Origin of the sequence: uncultured Thiodictyon sp., from assembly GCF_903946935.1 — a bacterium.
In the GTDB taxonomy this organism is placed as follows: Bacteria; Pseudomonadota; Gammaproteobacteria; order Chromatiales; family Chromatiaceae; genus Thiodictyon.
In genome coordinates this window covers 1-13,397 of record NZ_CAJAXH010000232.1, presented here as the reverse complement: position 1 = coordinate 13,397, position 13,397 = coordinate 1, and the positions used below count along the sequence as shown (strand labels likewise).

13 protein-coding genes and 1 pseudogene are annotated in these 13,397 nt (G+C 64.3%); 6 read left to right on the top strand and 8 right to left on the bottom strand.

Features of this window, described 5'->3' with window-relative positions; translation table 11 throughout:
• Window positions 1–135: 135 nt before the first annotated feature.
• Together QZX93_RS20755 and QZX93_RS27500 are read right to left on the bottom strand one after the other, a co-directional pair.
• Window positions 136–723: a Uma2 family endonuclease gene (locus QZX93_RS20755; protein ID WP_295391422.1), complete on the bottom strand. Its 588-nt coding sequence runs from the start codon at window positions 721–723 to the stop codon at window positions 136–138.
• Window positions 724–922: 199 nt separating this feature from the next.
• Window positions 923–988: pseudogene (locus QZX93_RS27500) on the bottom strand (HEAT repeat domain-containing protein); the annotation flags it as partial.
• A 335-nt stretch (window positions 989–1,323) separates the two neighbouring features.
• On the opposite strand from QZX93_RS27500, the gene QZX93_RS20750 reads away from it, so the two are divergent.
• Genes QZX93_RS20750 through QZX93_RS20725 form a run of 6 tightly spaced genes read left to right on the top strand, consistent with a single transcriptional unit; the run spans window position 1,324 to window position 6,587 of the window.
• Entirely contained in the window at window positions 1,324–2,496 is a 1,173-nt protein-coding gene (locus QZX93_RS20750) for a glycosyltransferase (protein WP_295391424.1), read from the top strand.
• 24 nt (window positions 2,497–2,520) lie between these two features.
• Window positions 2,521–3,414, top strand: coding sequence for a hypothetical protein (locus tag QZX93_RS20745; protein WP_295391425.1), 894 nt, complete (start codon window positions 2,521–2,523; stop codon window positions 3,412–3,414).
• Window positions 3,407–3,820, top strand: coding sequence for a hypothetical protein (locus tag QZX93_RS20740; RefSeq protein WP_295391427.1), 414 nt, complete (start codon window positions 3,407–3,409; stop codon window positions 3,818–3,820). Before QZX93_RS20745 ends, QZX93_RS20740 begins: the two co-directional genes overlap by 8 nt.
• Window positions 3,821–3,824: 4 nt before the next feature.
• Window positions 3,825–5,018, top strand: a complete 1,194-nt coding sequence (locus QZX93_RS20735; protein ID WP_295391429.1) for a glycosyltransferase family 4 protein — start codon at window positions 3,825–3,827, stop codon at window positions 5,016–5,018.
• Between the two features lie 58 nt (window positions 5,019–5,076).
• Window positions 5,077–5,736 (top strand): hypothetical protein, encoded by a 660-nt coding sequence (locus tag QZX93_RS20730; RefSeq protein WP_295391431.1) that lies wholly within the window; start codon window positions 5,077–5,079, stop codon window positions 5,734–5,736.
• A gap of 8 nt (window positions 5,737–5,744) precedes the next feature.
• On the top strand, window positions 5,745–6,587 hold the full coding sequence (locus tag QZX93_RS20725) for a hypothetical protein (protein ID WP_295391433.1): 843 nt from the start codon (window positions 5,745–5,747) through the stop codon (window positions 6,585–6,587).
• A gap of 245 nt (window positions 6,588–6,832) precedes the next feature.
• Here the strand turns inward: QZX93_RS20725 and QZX93_RS20720 are convergent, their stop codons facing one another.
• The 6 genes from QZX93_RS20720 to QZX93_RS20695 all read right to left on the bottom strand — a co-directional run bounded on the left by QZX93_RS20720 (window position 6,833) and on the right by QZX93_RS20695 (window position 13,214).
• The gene (locus tag QZX93_RS20720) at window positions 6,833–7,495 is read right to left on the bottom strand and encodes a hypothetical protein (protein WP_295391434.1); all 663 of its coding nucleotides are present in this window, start codon (window positions 7,493–7,495) and stop codon (window positions 6,833–6,835) included.
• Entirely contained in the window at window positions 7,495–8,535 is a 1,041-nt protein-coding gene (locus QZX93_RS20715; protein ID WP_295391436.1) for a DEAD/DEAH box helicase family protein, read from the bottom strand. Before QZX93_RS20715 ends, QZX93_RS20720 begins: the two co-directional genes overlap by 1 nt.
• The gene (locus tag QZX93_RS20710; RefSeq protein WP_295391438.1) at window positions 8,529–8,825 is read right to left on the bottom strand and encodes a hypothetical protein; all 297 of its coding nucleotides are present in this window, start codon (window positions 8,823–8,825) and stop codon (window positions 8,529–8,531) included. Before QZX93_RS20710 ends, QZX93_RS20715 begins: the two co-directional genes overlap by 7 nt.
• The gene (locus tag QZX93_RS20705; protein ID WP_295391440.1) at window positions 8,822–10,099 is read right to left on the bottom strand and encodes an AAA family ATPase; all 1,278 of its coding nucleotides are present in this window, start codon (window positions 10,097–10,099) and stop codon (window positions 8,822–8,824) included. Before QZX93_RS20705 ends, QZX93_RS20710 begins: the two co-directional genes overlap by 4 nt.
• The gene (locus QZX93_RS20700; protein ID WP_295391442.1) at window positions 10,081–11,373 is read right to left on the bottom strand and encodes a hypothetical protein; all 1,293 of its coding nucleotides are present in this window, start codon (window positions 11,371–11,373) and stop codon (window positions 10,081–10,083) included. Before QZX93_RS20700 ends, QZX93_RS20705 begins: the two co-directional genes overlap by 19 nt.
• Window positions 11,374–11,474: 101 nt before the next feature.
• Entirely contained in the window at window positions 11,475–13,214 is a 1,740-nt protein-coding gene (locus QZX93_RS20695; RefSeq protein WP_295391444.1) for an N-6 DNA methylase, read from the bottom strand.
• Window positions 13,215–13,397 lie beyond the last annotated feature (183 nt).

Below are 13,397 nucleotides of genomic sequence, written 5' to 3'. Positions count from 1 at the left end.
GCGGCAGCAGCAAGTCAGTCTCGCGGTCCATCGGATGGAAGCGGCGCATCGGCAGTCGTACTCCGGACATCGGGGTTGATCCGGACAGTGTACAGGAACGTCACCCGCGACGGAGCCCCGAAGTCCGACAGGCTGCTAGGCCCACAGCTCGGCCACCTGGATGCGCAGTTCAGGCAACAGCACCGGGGCGATGAACTGCTCCCGGTCCGGCAGCAGGACCTGGCGATAGCCGCCCGGTCCCGGGTCCCGGTGCAGTTCGATCCGGCGCCGCTTGAGGTCGATGAGCCAGGTCTCAGGAACCCCATGTGCGGCATAGAGCGGGAGCTTGGTATTGCGGTCATACCGCAACCAGGTGTCCGCAATCTCAACGACCAGCAGGGTATCGGCCGGGGTGGGGTTGGTGCCTTCGTAGAAGTCGTCGCGTGGACGCAGCAACATCAGGTCCGGCGCGGGCTCCGAGTGCTCCGGCAGCGTCAAGGGGTCCTGGACGGCGACGATGGCGAGATCCTGGGCGCGGCGCGAAAAGAGTTGGTTGAGGCGCTTGTTCTTACCGGCGTGACCGGCATTGATGGGCGGCATGGCGCGCAGTTCGCCCTCGATCAGCTCGACGTGGTCGTCCTCGGCGAAGATGCCGGCCTCGATCATGCGGTGATAGGCAGCGACCGTCAGGCGGTAGGCGGCCGGTTCGGTGGGATGCGCACGGTGTGGTTGGATGGCGTTCATCGGCGTTGGTCTGCCCAGGGGAATTTTGAAGCCCGGCTCAGAGTACTTCACTTCAGGGTTGAGCGTCATCCGCTCGGCTGTCGACATGGGGAGCCGCGGAGGGATGGGGCAGGGCATCAACCCGCGTTCTCCAGGGTTGGGGTTCAACCGTCAATGGACTAACGAGTGTCATTGCCTGGAGCGGCCGGGGTATGCAGGGCTAGCCGGTCGCCAACTGCCGCAGGGCCTTGGTCGCAGCATCGCGGACTCGGTGTTCGGGGTCGTTGAGCGCCCCACTTTACGCTTCATGGCGTTCCAGTCCAGGGCAAAGGCGTGCTCGTAGTGGTAACGGCCATGGCGCCCGCACCACCCCGCAAGATGAACGTGGCGGGCGCCTTGGCCGTTCCCCCACCCCGCCCTCCCCCAGTAGGGGAGGGAGAATTGGACCGCGCTCCCGGCGCGACTTTCGCGGCAATCCTTGCGGTGACTGGGGCCGCGCACTCATGCTTCAGGGCCGACGGCTCGCACCGCACCGGCCCAGGCGCTCCCGCACGGCGGCGCCGAGCGAAACCGGCCGCCGTCCACAATCCGCCACGTTATCAGTCAGCACATCCCAACGTCATGACCAACCGCCAACCACTGCCCCCAGCGCTCTATGCCGCATTCGATGTCTTCCCCTCCGCCAAGGGCGCGGCGGTACACATCGACCGCTTTGCCCGACGGCTGTTCGAGCGGGCCGGGGGCGGGCTGCTCTATGTGCTGGGGAACGAGGCACTGCCGGCCGGCCAGCGCGAGGGCGCGGTGGAGATCCTGCGCTATCGCGACGGCCCGGCCAATCTGCTGGAGCGCGCGCTGGGCTTCGGGTACACCCTCGACCGGCTGCTCGCCCGACGCGGCGGCGCCCTGCGACTGGCCCAGTTCCGCGATCCCTGGGGTGGGGTCCCGCTGTTGCAGGGGGTCGGGCCGGACTGCCGGACGGTCTATGAGGTGAACGGCCTGCCCTCCATCGAGCTGCCCTTCGCATTTCCGGATATCGGCCCGGCCACCCTGGCTAAACTGCGCACGGCGGAGCGCTGGTGCCTGGAGCGGGCCGACTGCATCGTCACCCCGTCCCAGACCATCGCCCGCAACCTGGTGGCCATGGGCGCGGACCCGCAGCGCCTGCGGGTGATCCCCAACGGGGCCGAGGTGCCCACCGACCCACCCCCACCGCCGCCGGCACCCTGGCCCTACCTGCTCTATTTCGGCGCCGTGCAGCCCTGGCAGGGACTCCCGACCCTGCTGCGCGCCTTCGCCCGACTGGCCGATTTCAGGGACCTGCGGCTGGTCATCTGCGCCGCGGTCCACCCGCGGCGGGTCAAGCCCTATCGGCGGCTCGCCGAGCACTTGGGTATCGCCCCCCGGGTCCATTGGGAGTTTCAGCTCGACCAGGCGGCACTCGACCCCTGGCGGCGTCACGCGACCCTGGCGGTCGCACCGCTCACCGAGTGCAGCCGTAACCTGGAACAGGGATGCGCACCGCTCAAGATACTGGAGTCGATGGCGTCGGGGGTGCCGGTGGTGGCCTCGGACCTGCCCGTCGTGCGTGAGATCATGACCGACGGCCGGCACGGCCGGCTGGTCCCGCCGGAGCGCCCGGCCGAATTGGCGCGGGCGCTGCGCGTCCTGCTTGAGTATCCTCCACTACGCGCACAGATGGGCGAGGAGTCTCGCCGGGCGATTGTCGATCGGCTCTCCTGGGACTGCGCCTTGGCGCGGCTCGACGCGGTATATTCGGGGCTGGGACTGGATTGAACCTTTTTCGTGGGGGACCAGGGCATGCGACTGATCGAGACCTACCGCGCCTACCGGGCACTGACCCCGGAGCAGCGACGGCTGTTGAAAGAGAAGCAGGTTGCGGGCGAGTACACCCCGGCCCAGTGGCTCGGGCTGCTCGCCGGCTTGGCGGCCTACGACCGGCAGGCCGACGCGGTGCGCACCTGGGCCACTACGGCCATGATCGTGACCCCCATGCTGGTCTTCTTCGGCGCACTGTTCGGCAGTATTGCACTGGGCTACGAGTCGCTGGCCATCCCGGTGGCGCTCGGCTTGGCGTTGCTAACGGCCGCGCCGCTGGTCGCGATCTTTCTCGCCACGCGCGCCACTGACTTGGCCGATCGACTGGGTGCCGTAGCGATCCCCTTGGTGAGCCTGATCGGCGAGGACCTGCGGCCACACGCCAAGGTCCAGTTGGCACTGGACCTGCGCGGCGGGGCGACCAAGCCCAAGTTGACCGCCACCCCGCCGGCCCGTAACGAAGACGGCCGCTCGATCCGCGAGCGGGTCTTCCGCGACCCCTGGATGAACGGGGCGGCCGTGCTACGGGACGGGGCGAGGCTGCGTTGGCGCATCGACGACGAGGTCCACGAGCTGCGCGTCTCGCACAGCAACGCCCGGGGCAAGACCAAGACCAAGACCAAGTTTCGGGTCGACACCCGGGTGCTGGCCGCACTGGACCTGCCGGCGGCCGGCTACCGGCTGCGCCCCAACCCGGCCGACCCGACGACCCGGGCGCCGGCGCTGGAAAAATGGATCAAGCTGCGGGCGCGGGTGCGCACCCGCCAAAAGGGGACACAGCCGCGGTCTGCCTCATTGAGCGCGGTACTCAAGACCATCGCCGGGCTCTACGCCCGCGCCGAGCCCATCCGGACCAAGGAGCCCAGCCATGTCTAATTGCACCGTCAGACGGGGCTTTCTCACCCTGAGTGCGTGCGGGGAGCCGGCCGCCGGGGTGTGCCGGACCTGCGGGCGCCCCGCCTGTGCCGAGCATCTGGTCCGTGACCTGACCGGGGGCGTCTGTACGGAATGCGGCGCGACCCAACACGCGACGGACGAGCCGACCGACACAGAAGACTGGGGGACCGACTCCTGGCGCTATGGCTACCGGGATCGCTTTTACCAGGACAGCGGCTATCGGCCGCCATCCGCCGACGGACCCCGGACCGGCGCACTGGCGACCGGCGCACTGGCGGCCGGCGGCACCTTTGACGACCGCGATCGTGAGTCATTCGACCCGCCGACCGTCGACGCCGGTGGCCTGCTGGAAGAGGACACCGGCCCCAGCCTGTTCGATAGCTGACCCGATGGACGGCACCGCCGCGGGGGACGGGGACGCGATCGGCACCTGGCGTGTCGCCTGGCTGACGGAGAGCTATCCGCCCGACGGCGGCGGCATGGCCCAGTCGTGCGACCGCATCGTGCGGGGGCTGCGTGCCGCCGGGGTGGAACTGGACCTGCTGCACTGCTCCGGGCGGCTGCACCGCTGGGAGGAGCAACGCCAAGTGGGGGGCCGCTATCTCGCCTGCCCGGTGGACGGCGACCCGGCCCACACGCTCAACCGCTTATGGGCACGCCTGGAACGGGAGGCGGGGCGCTACACCCATTTGGTCGCCTTCGGCGGTGCCTTACCCCTACTGGCCGCGCCGGTCTATGCCGCCTGGATGGATCGTCCGCTGATCGCCCTGCTGCGCGGCAACGACCTGGATGCCGCCCTGTTCCAGCCGGCGCGCGCCCAGGTCCTGGCGCGGGCGCTCACCGCCGCGACACTGGTGGGCTGTGTCAGCCGCGGCCAGGTGCGCAAGACCCAGGCGCTGCACCCGGGGCTCGACGCCCGCTGGATACCCAACGGGATCGCGCTGCGCGACTGGGCCCTGCACCCATTCGACCGCGAGCGGGCGCAGTTGTGGCGCTCCACGGTCTTCCCGCCGGAACGCCTGGTCATCGGTTTTTTTGGCCACCTCAAGGCCAAGAAGGGCGTACTCCTGCTGCTGGAGGCGCTACGCGGCAGCCGGCAACGGGAGCGCTTTCACTGCCTGCTGGTCGGTGAGCTGGCGCCCGAGGCGGCGGACTGGATCGAGCGCGAGTACCCTGACTTGAGCCTTACGGTGCTGCCCTTCCTCGACCGCTATGACCTGCTGCCGCTCTATGCCGCCTGCGACTATGTGGCACTGCCGTCCTTCTATGACGGCATGCCCAATGTCATGCTCGAGGCGCTCGGCCTGGGTCTGCCGCTGATCGCCGCGCGGGCCGGGGGCATGGCGGACCTGCTGGAGGACGGCCGCCATGGCCTATTGTTCGACCCAGGCGATCTGCACGGCGCCCGTGACGCGCTGACCAGGGCGGGGGCCGCCACCGCGGCAGGCCGCCAGCGGATGGGCGAGGCCGGCCGCGCACTGGCCGCCGACCGCCTGGGCGCCGAGCGGGAGACCGCCGCTTACCTGGACCTGTTGGCGGCCGCCGCCAGCAAAGACCGCGGACGGGAGGCCCGCATCCGGTAAGGTCCGCTGCGCGGACCAACACCCTTAAGTCTTACCCCATCCTCTGGAGTGCTTGACCATGAGATCGCATCAGCCACCGACGCGGCCCCGCAGCCATCTGGACATCTTCAACATAGCGCTCGCCGGGCTGCTCTTCTGGACTGGGTTGGCCCTGTCGTCGACCGCAGCGGTGGGGGCACCGACCGGCGAGCGCTTGGAGATCGCCGACGCGGCCGGCAAGCCAGTCCTGGTCTTGACCCGGGACGCGGACCAGGTCGCGGTCGCCGACGGGGCCGGCAACCCGCTGCTCCTGGGCGCGCGCAAGGCCCCCGGCCGCACCGACTACCGCCTGCCCGACGGCACCCCCTTTGCCAGGGCCAAAGGAGACCCCGATGTCTTCAAGCTGACCGCCCCCGACGGCCACCTGCTGCGCAAGGTCAAGCGCGACGAGGACCGGATCAAGATCGCGGACAATGCAGAGAACGCGGGCGCCGCGGTGCTGCGCCGCCGCGGCGCGGACAAATGGGAGCTGGAGATCGACAAGGACGCGGCCGGCAAGGTGAAGGACTACCCGGATGGCGCGGGGACCGGGCTCAAGGTGAAGGACCGCGCGGGCGAGACCCGCTACCGGCTGGCCAACACCGCGCTCACCCCGGTCCCGCTGGTGCTGCTGATTCCGGACCTGCCCGCGGGTGAGGCACGCGCGGTCATGGCCGAGGGCTGGCTGCGCGGCTGGTAGTCGGCGCGGTGGGACCGGACCTCTATTACGCCTTGGGGGGCGGACTCGGACACCTGACCCGGGCGCGCGCGGTCCTGGGCACACTGGGTGTCCAGGCACGGGTGCTGGCACCCGCGCACCCAGAGTCGTGGCTTGGCCTGGACCTGCTGCCGCTCCCGGTGGGGCTCACCGACCGGCCGGGGGACTTGGGCGCCTGGCTCGCCCGGCTGCTGTGGGAGCAGCGCCCGCAGCGGCTCTGGCTGGACAGCTTCCCCTGCGGGCTGTTCGGCGAGCTGTGTGGGATTGCGCTGCCGCCGGGGCTTGCGATCCACTACCTGGCCCGCCTGCTGCGCTGGGACCGCTATGCCCGGCGCATCCAGGGCACACCGCCGCCGTTGGACCGGGTCCACCTGCTGGAGCCACTGAACCCGGACCACACCGACTGGCTCGCGCACCAAGGGGCGGAACCCATCCCACTGCGACTTGAAACACCGGACCTGCCTCCGCCGACACACGCCCTGGCCAGGCTCGCCGCCCTGCCGCCGCCGCGCTGGCTGGTGGTGCATTCGGGTCCGGCCGAGGAGATTCGCGAACTCATCGACTATGCCCGCGACCTGGCCGCGGCCGAGGGCCTGAGTCCTACCCTGGTCCTGATCGCCCCCCACGCCCTGCCCTTCTGCGACCCCGGAATCCTTCGATTAGATGCCAGCCCCGCCCATGCACTCTATCCACTGGCCGAGCGCATCGTCACCGCCTGCGGATTCAACACCATGAGCGAGACCCTCGCCTATCGGCACATCCACCGTTTCATCCCCATGGCGCGGGCGCTGGACGATCAGTATGCCCGTGCGGCGCAGCGGCGGGACGATTAAGCCTAGAAAGAGCAGTTGTCACGCCAAGGCGCCAAGCTCGCCAAGGCTTTTCAGTGCGTTAGCAGCGTTGCGCCAGCCACCTGGAGGGTGATCTGGATCTTGGCTCTACCCGATTGTATTTCTTGGCTAGCTTGGCGCCTTGGCGTGAGCAATTCCCGGATTTAGGTTAAGCGGTTTCCTAGAAAGCTCATACCCAGATCGAATCCTTTCGTGGTGAGCTTGTCGAACCATGAACGGACTCTATGTTAGCCTTTTAGCATGATTTTCCGTTCATCCTTCGACACGCTCAGGATGAACGGAAAATCGGTAACGGCCATGGCCGTTAGCCGCACACGAACTCCAATAAATGAAAGAGGCGATCTCGACTCGTTGATGATGTCGATCAGGCGCGACAGCGCCACCTGCTGCTCGCGCACCATACCGGAGCCGACCTCACGCGGCCCATCGAGCGGCCTGATATAGCCTTCGTTCAGGCTGATCGAGCCCTCGCTGATCTTCTGGAGCCGGTAGTAGTCGAGCTCCACCTCCTCATCGAATTGGTAGGCGGCGGAGCCCTTGCGCTTGGGCAGTTTCAGGGACAGGTAACGCAGATAGGTATAGAGCTTCTCCAGATCGCTATCCTGATAGGGGATGACCTGGCTGAGAAAACTGTACAGGTTGCGAAATGCCTGTGACTTGCCGCGCCACAGTTCGGCTGCCTCCTCTTCGGTGTGCTGCAGCTGCGTAAAGCGCGCGACGGCCTGATCCAGCAGCGTATTCATCGCCTTGTGATCGCCGGGGCTTTGGCGCCGCTTGGGGGCGAAAAACACCTGCGCGAACGCCTCCACCTCGGTCTGAAGATAAATGCCTGAGGCGTCGAGGTCCGCCTTGACCTCATAGAGCTTGTCCGGATCGACCTGCTCACCCATCACCGCGCCCTCGCAATACTGACGGAAGGCCTCCTGAATCTCGTCCGGATCGTTGACAAAGTCCAAAACGAAGGTGTCATCTTTGAGCGGGTGCGTGCGATTGAGCCGCGACAGGGTCTGTACCGCCTGGATACCCGCCAGGCGCGGTGCAGGCGCATGAAGCGGGCCAGCGCCTTGGCCGCCGGCTTGCGCTCGACCTTGGGGTCATCCGCCGCGGCCTTGAGCAGCTTGTAATAGGTCTTGTAGGTCACGTAGCTCTTCAGCACGTCCTCGATAAAGTCTTCCTCAATGGCTTGCCGCATCGTATAGCGGTGGAAGGGCTCACCGTTGCGGCCGAAGATGGCCAACGTCTTGTGCTTGGGCGTGGCGGTGAAGGCAAAAAAGCTGATATTCGGCTGCCGGCCGCGCTTCGCCATCGCCCGAAACAAGGGCTCCAGCTCCACCCCGCCCTCTTCCTGCGCCATCTCCTGCGCCTTGCGGCGCAAGTCCCCGCCACCCAAGACGCCCTTGAGTTCGGTGGCCGTCTCGCCCGACTGCGAACTGTGAGCCTCGTCGATGATCACCGCATAGTTGCGGGTCGGTAGCCAGTTTTTGCCGCCCTCCCCGCGCTCCTCGCTCAGCTTGGCCAACTGCTTCGCGACAAACGGAAACTTCTGCAAGGTGGTGATGATGATCGGCACGCCCGCCGCCAGCGCGTCGGCCAGTTGCCGCGAATTCTCGTCGATCTTGTGTACGACACCCTGACGGTGATCGAATTGGTAGATCGTATTCTGCAACTGCCGGTCGAGCACCACGCGATCGGTGATGACGACCACGCTATCGAACAGCCGCTCATTGCGTGCATTGTGCAGACTGGACAGGCGATGCGCCAACCATGCGATGGTGTTGCTCTTACCACTGCCGGCCGAGTGTTCCGCCAGATAGTTGAACCCCACGCCCTCGTCGGCGACTGCCGCCACCACTTGACGTACGGCCTCGAGTTGGTGATAGCGCGGAAAGATCAGGCCCTCCTTGCGCTCCTTTTTGCCGTCCTCTACCACCTTAGCGTCTTGCCGAAGCACTTGAAGCCGTGACGCAGCGTCGCCAAGGCGCCGTGCGTGTCCAGCCACTTGCACAGCGACTCCAGCACCCGCTCGCCGGTTTGCTCCCCGTGCAATGCCGCCAGCCGCTCCCAGACCTTGGGCTGAGTGGCCTGGATGAATCCCAGCACCTCGGCGGGAAAGACCGCCCGCTCCCGATCGAAGCCCTGGCCGCCGACACGGACATAGCCGGCGCCGAGCAGGACCGATTCAATAGCGGTTTCAAAGGCCGCTTCTGAGGTCGCTTTCATAGCTTACCACCAGCCGCTAACGCATCCGGATTCGGTGCAGGTGAGACAAGACTTGTGTCAGTCAGGCTGAAACAGCCACTCTCTCTGGTACCCGGAAAACTGTCGACCAAGCCCTTCATTTCCTCGTAACGCTGACTGACCTCGGGATTGGCAACCCCTTGAATACCCTCGGCGATCTCGTCTATCGACAGATTGGCCAGCTCGGCGGTCGGTTGGCCGTCGAGCATGATCAGTTCTTCGCCGCTGCGCAAGGATTGGATCAGGAACGGGGAATGGGTGGTGCAGATGAACTGGAGCCGTGGAAAGGTGCGGCGCAAATCCTCGATGACCCGTCGTTGCCAGCGCGGATGCAGGTGCAGATCGAGCTCGTCGATCAGTACCACCCCTTGGGTCTGCTCCAGCACCTTACTGCCAAGCTGCGGATTGAGCTTGCTGGCCTTCTGAGCGATATCACCCACCATCGCCAGCATGCAGCGTTGACCATCACTGAGGTTTGAAAATGGCTGGGTTCCGCCGGAGATCGCCACGACCACCTCGCCCAGATTGGCATCGAAATACAGGTCCTGCGCATCCTCGATGCAGCTGACCATGGCCTCCTTGACTGCACGAAACACCGGTGTTACGCGGTTCTGCTGCTGATAAGCCATCCACGACTGGCGGGCGATCCAGCGTGTCAGTTGCGTGACCGATAAGCGCGGGTCAACACTGTTCAAATAGCCAGACAGACGCGATTGATCCTCCTTGGCGGCAACCTTCATCGGATCCGACACCAGGAAGGCATCACGGGGTTCCTGCCACAGCCGCCCGGTACCGTAATAGGAGATCAGCGGCAACGGGATGTCCTTGCCTTCACGGATCGCCTGGTCGGCCTCGGTCGCAATGCGCTTGATATCCGTTGCCTCACCGTAAGTGGTACGCCCATTCGGCGTATTCAGTGAGCGCGACCAGTTGATTTCCTGTCCCTGCACCCAGCCATGAGCCTTCACCTCGCAGGGATAGACCCGCTCCCATTGCACGCCGACATGGCGCTCGCCGTCGTCGCCGATTTCCTCATGCTCGAAATCGCCAAGCAGCACCTCGCTGCCGCGGATATGCCGGCTATCCGTCCCCCGCACCCCCAGAAACCAACTGCCGACCGCTACCGACAGTGCATCCAGCGCACTGGTCTTGCCGGTCCCATTGGTGCCGACGATCAGGTTGAATTCCGGGTGGAACATGAATTCACGGGACTCAAAGCCCTTGAAGTTGCAAACGCTCAGGCGGTCGATGCGCATGACGACTCTCCGGCTGGGGTACTCATGGCGGCGATAGGGATCTGGCCGGTGACGGCGGCGGTGATGAGGGCGGCGCGGCGTTCGCGAAGCAGTTCTACGGAAGACTCAAGTGCATTCTTCAGCTTGCTGCTGGTATTGCGTGAGCTTTCAATGCGCGCAACGATTTCGCGTTGTTCTGCCAATGGCGGGATGACTATCCAAGAATTCAGAACGGTATCTTGGCCAATATTTTGCATCGAGTTACTGGCGCCGGTGGCTTCTCGTTCGAGCAGGAAGCGGCCGGGCCTTGACCTGAGAAAAGCCACAAGGAACTCGCGATCCAGCCGTCTTTCCGAAACGTCCAACCGATAGAGTTTGTCGCACAGCAACAGCTTTGCCTCTATTTCACGAACAAAGACAGTGCGACCGAGTAGCTGCGTCGTGTTTGCTCGACTCATTAGAACGTCATGCGGCTGAATTCTGTAGGCCAGTACGGGCTCCAAATCGTCAGGCAGTCGCTTATTTTCGGAGGGATCAAAGTCCCATGAGTTCACTGCGCCAACTTTTAGAACGCCCCACTCAGTCTGATCCGCGGGACTGTTGTCGCACTGTGGCGACCAGCCTTGCTCCAGTCCGTTGAGATGAAACTTCAGGCGCTCAACGCACCAATGGCAGGGAATATTCCCCAGCCAGGCCTGACCTGACTGCTTCATCGCCACATCCGGGTTTAGGCCACGGGTGACGAGTCGACTGACAAGGGCCTCTCGCTTTGCGTCCAGCAGCGCGAGCATACGCTCCTTCTCGGCAATCAAGCTGTCGATGCGGGCGGTTTCGCGATCAAGGAATGCAGCAATCTCCACTTGTTCACACAGGGGCGGAAAGGCTGCGTCAATATTTAGATACGCTTCAGCATCCAGATTCTGAATTCCAGTGGTTTGCTTGATTGCGGGAAAATTAAGTCGAACGGAATATAGGGAAGCGTGAACGTAGGCCCAGTATTTTGACGACATCTGCTCGGTAAGCGGCATCCGAGCAACAAAGTTCGAGCAAACCGCCGCAAAATCATGGTCGAAATGAACGACGCAACCCACTAACTGTTTATCGCCACCACCCGATTTTTCAATCAGTAGATCTCCACGCTTACGCACTCGATTGTCACGATATCCTAGGGCAACGGCTCTAGTTGTCGAAGGTTCGGCAATCACCGACTGGCACGCGCGATCAAAATCCGCAACACGAACGCATTTAATGTCATTTAAACCATCGGGATCATCGCCCCAAACTCCGTTATACACGCCGCCTAATGACCATTTTAGTCGTTTTATGACCCAGTGGGCCGGAGGCTTTGCACACCGTACTCTACTTGAGGCTTCTGGCTCAAAGACCGGCAACGTAGTCACTCGGTTACCTCGCGAAGTATAGCCATGATCCGCTGCTCGACCTCGGCGAGTTCCGCGTCAATCTCTTTCAACGGACGCGGCTCCTTGTACTGGAAGAACACGCGATTGAAGTTGATCTCATACCCCACCTTGCCGATACCGCCGTCCTGCTCGTCCAGGGTTTCGCGGTCGATCCAGGCGTCGGCGACATAAGGCCGCACCTCGCGCAGGAAATAGCTGAGGATATCCTCTTTGAGCGGTATGTTCTCCGAATCCTTGAGCGCCGGGTCAGGCTCATATTCGACTTGCTTGCCCTTGCCAGCCGCATGCAGGCCAAGCAAGACATAGAGATCGGCCGAGTCAAGCGTAGCCGGCAGTGTCTGGTCGGGAAACACTGCGGCGCGATCCAGCGGTGAGACCTTATGGTGTTTGGCTATGACGGGCACGGCCTCAGGGTCCACCATGGTGAAGCAGTCGCGAAATTGCTTCCTCCGGCCCGTGCCCTTGGCGCCGGGCGACCAGCCTTCCACGTCGTCAGGCAGGGCCTTGAAGGTCTTTTGCACCGTTTCCCACACGAGATTCCAGTCGAGCAGCGGCTCAAGGCCCACGGCATCCTCGACGAGGTCCATTGCATCGAATAGCTCAGGGTAGGTGTTGAGGAAGCGCTCCCTGGCGTCAGACGTGAGTTGGAAGCGCAGGCGTAGCGGCCGGAGAACGGCGATGCGGCGATAGCCGAAGTCGGCGTTGTCGAAGACGCGGCTGGTCACTCGCGTTTCCCAACGCTGACCCTCCGGCGCCAGCTCGGCCGGCGGCCCTTCGGCGAACGCCAAAGGCTTGCCATCCTTATCCAGCCTCACCCATTGCTTGACCTCCCCGTCGCACCGCCCATACTCCCGGATCAATGCATCGATCGCCGAATGATCGAGATAGCGGCGTTTGTTCCCCAAGCTGCGCTTCATCGGGGTCCAGCGTTCGCGGGCGTCGATGAGTTGGATTTTGCCCTTGCGGTGTTCGCCCTTGCGGTTGGTGACGATCCAGATGAATGTGCCGATGCCGGTGTTGTAGAACATCTGCTCGGGGAGCGCGACGATGGCCTCCAACTGGTCGCGCTCGATGACCTTCTTTTCCGCCTTCCAGTCCACACCAAAGGGCGGATTGGCCAGTAGATAGTCGAAGCGGGTACCGGGGAAGGGATCGTCCAGCAGCGTGTTGCCGAATTCGACCCGGCTGTCCCGGTGGCCTTTGATCAGCAGGTCGGAGGCCGCCACGGCATAGGAACGCGGGTTGTAGTCCTGGCCGAAGACCTTGACGATGCCCTGTTCATTGTGGGCGCGTATCCAGTTCTGCGCCTCGGCCAACATGCCGCCGGTACCGCAGGCCGGGTCACAGATGGTGACGATCACGCCCGCTTGGGTGAGCACCGCGGTATCGGGTTCCAGCGGCAGGTTGACCATGAGCCGGATGACCTCGCGCGGGGTGAAGTGGTCACTGGCCGTCTCGTTGCCCAGGGCCTTACCTTCGTCGTCCTTGGCCAGGTTATTGAGGATGGCATCGATATTGAGGATATTCTTCGCCCGGAGCTCTGCGTGGCGCGCCAGGACCGCCTCCTTGGTAGGGGCCAGCACGGCATCGAAGCGACGCAGTACGGTGAGCGGCAGCATCACGCGCTCATACTGGGGCGGGCGATAGGGGCCGCGCAGCAGGTCCGCCACCGACCAGATGAAGTTGGCGAGTTGCTGGAAGTTGGCGGGGCTCATGGGCGGGTGCTGGGTGCCATTAATTTATCTGGAGGTCGAAGCTTTACCGTGAAAGTCGCCGCAAGCCAATGTCTTTGAAGTCTTTTTTACCTGAAAACGACGGAGGAACCCAGGAGTGCCCCGTTAGCCTGACAGACTTTCATGCTCCGGGGTGGTAGGTCCCCCTTCCATGGCCGTTAGCCG

Excerpts from the sequence above, each read along its gene's own strand:
- QZX93_RS20755 (WP_295391422.1), bottom strand. The coding sequence starts at position 723 with ATGAACGCCATCCAACCACACCGTGCGCATCCCACCGAACCGGCCGCC.
- QZX93_RS20750 (WP_295391424.1), top strand. The coding sequence starts at position 1,324 with ATGACCAACCGCCAACCACTGCCCCCAGCGCTCTATGCCGCATTCGAT.
- QZX93_RS20745 (WP_295391425.1), top strand. The coding sequence starts at position 2,521 with ATGCGACTGATCGAGACCTACCGCGCCTACCGGGCACTGACCCCGGAG.
- QZX93_RS20740 (WP_295391427.1), top strand. The coding sequence starts at position 3,407 with ATGTCTAATTGCACCGTCAGACGGGGCTTTCTCACCCTGAGTGCGTGC.
- QZX93_RS20735 (WP_295391429.1), top strand. The coding sequence starts at position 3,825 with ATGGACGGCACCGCCGCGGGGGACGGGGACGCGATCGGCACCTGGCGT.
- QZX93_RS20730 (WP_295391431.1), top strand. The coding sequence starts at position 5,077 with ATGAGATCGCATCAGCCACCGACGCGGCCCCGCAGCCATCTGGACATC.
- QZX93_RS20720 (WP_295391434.1), bottom strand. The coding sequence starts at position 7,495 with ATGGGTGAGCAGGTCGATCCGGACAAGCTCTATGAGGTCAAGGCGGAC.
- QZX93_RS20710 (WP_295391438.1), bottom strand. The coding sequence starts at position 8,825 with ATGAAAGCGACCTCAGAAGCGGCCTTTGAAACCGCTATTGAATCGGTC.
- QZX93_RS20705 (WP_295391440.1), bottom strand. The coding sequence starts at position 10,099 with ATGCGCATCGACCGCCTGAGCGTTTGCAACTTCAAGGGCTTTGAGTCC.
- QZX93_RS20695 (WP_295391444.1), bottom strand. The coding sequence starts at position 13,214 with ATGAGCCCCGCCAACTTCCAGCAACTCGCCAACTTCATCTGGTCGGTG.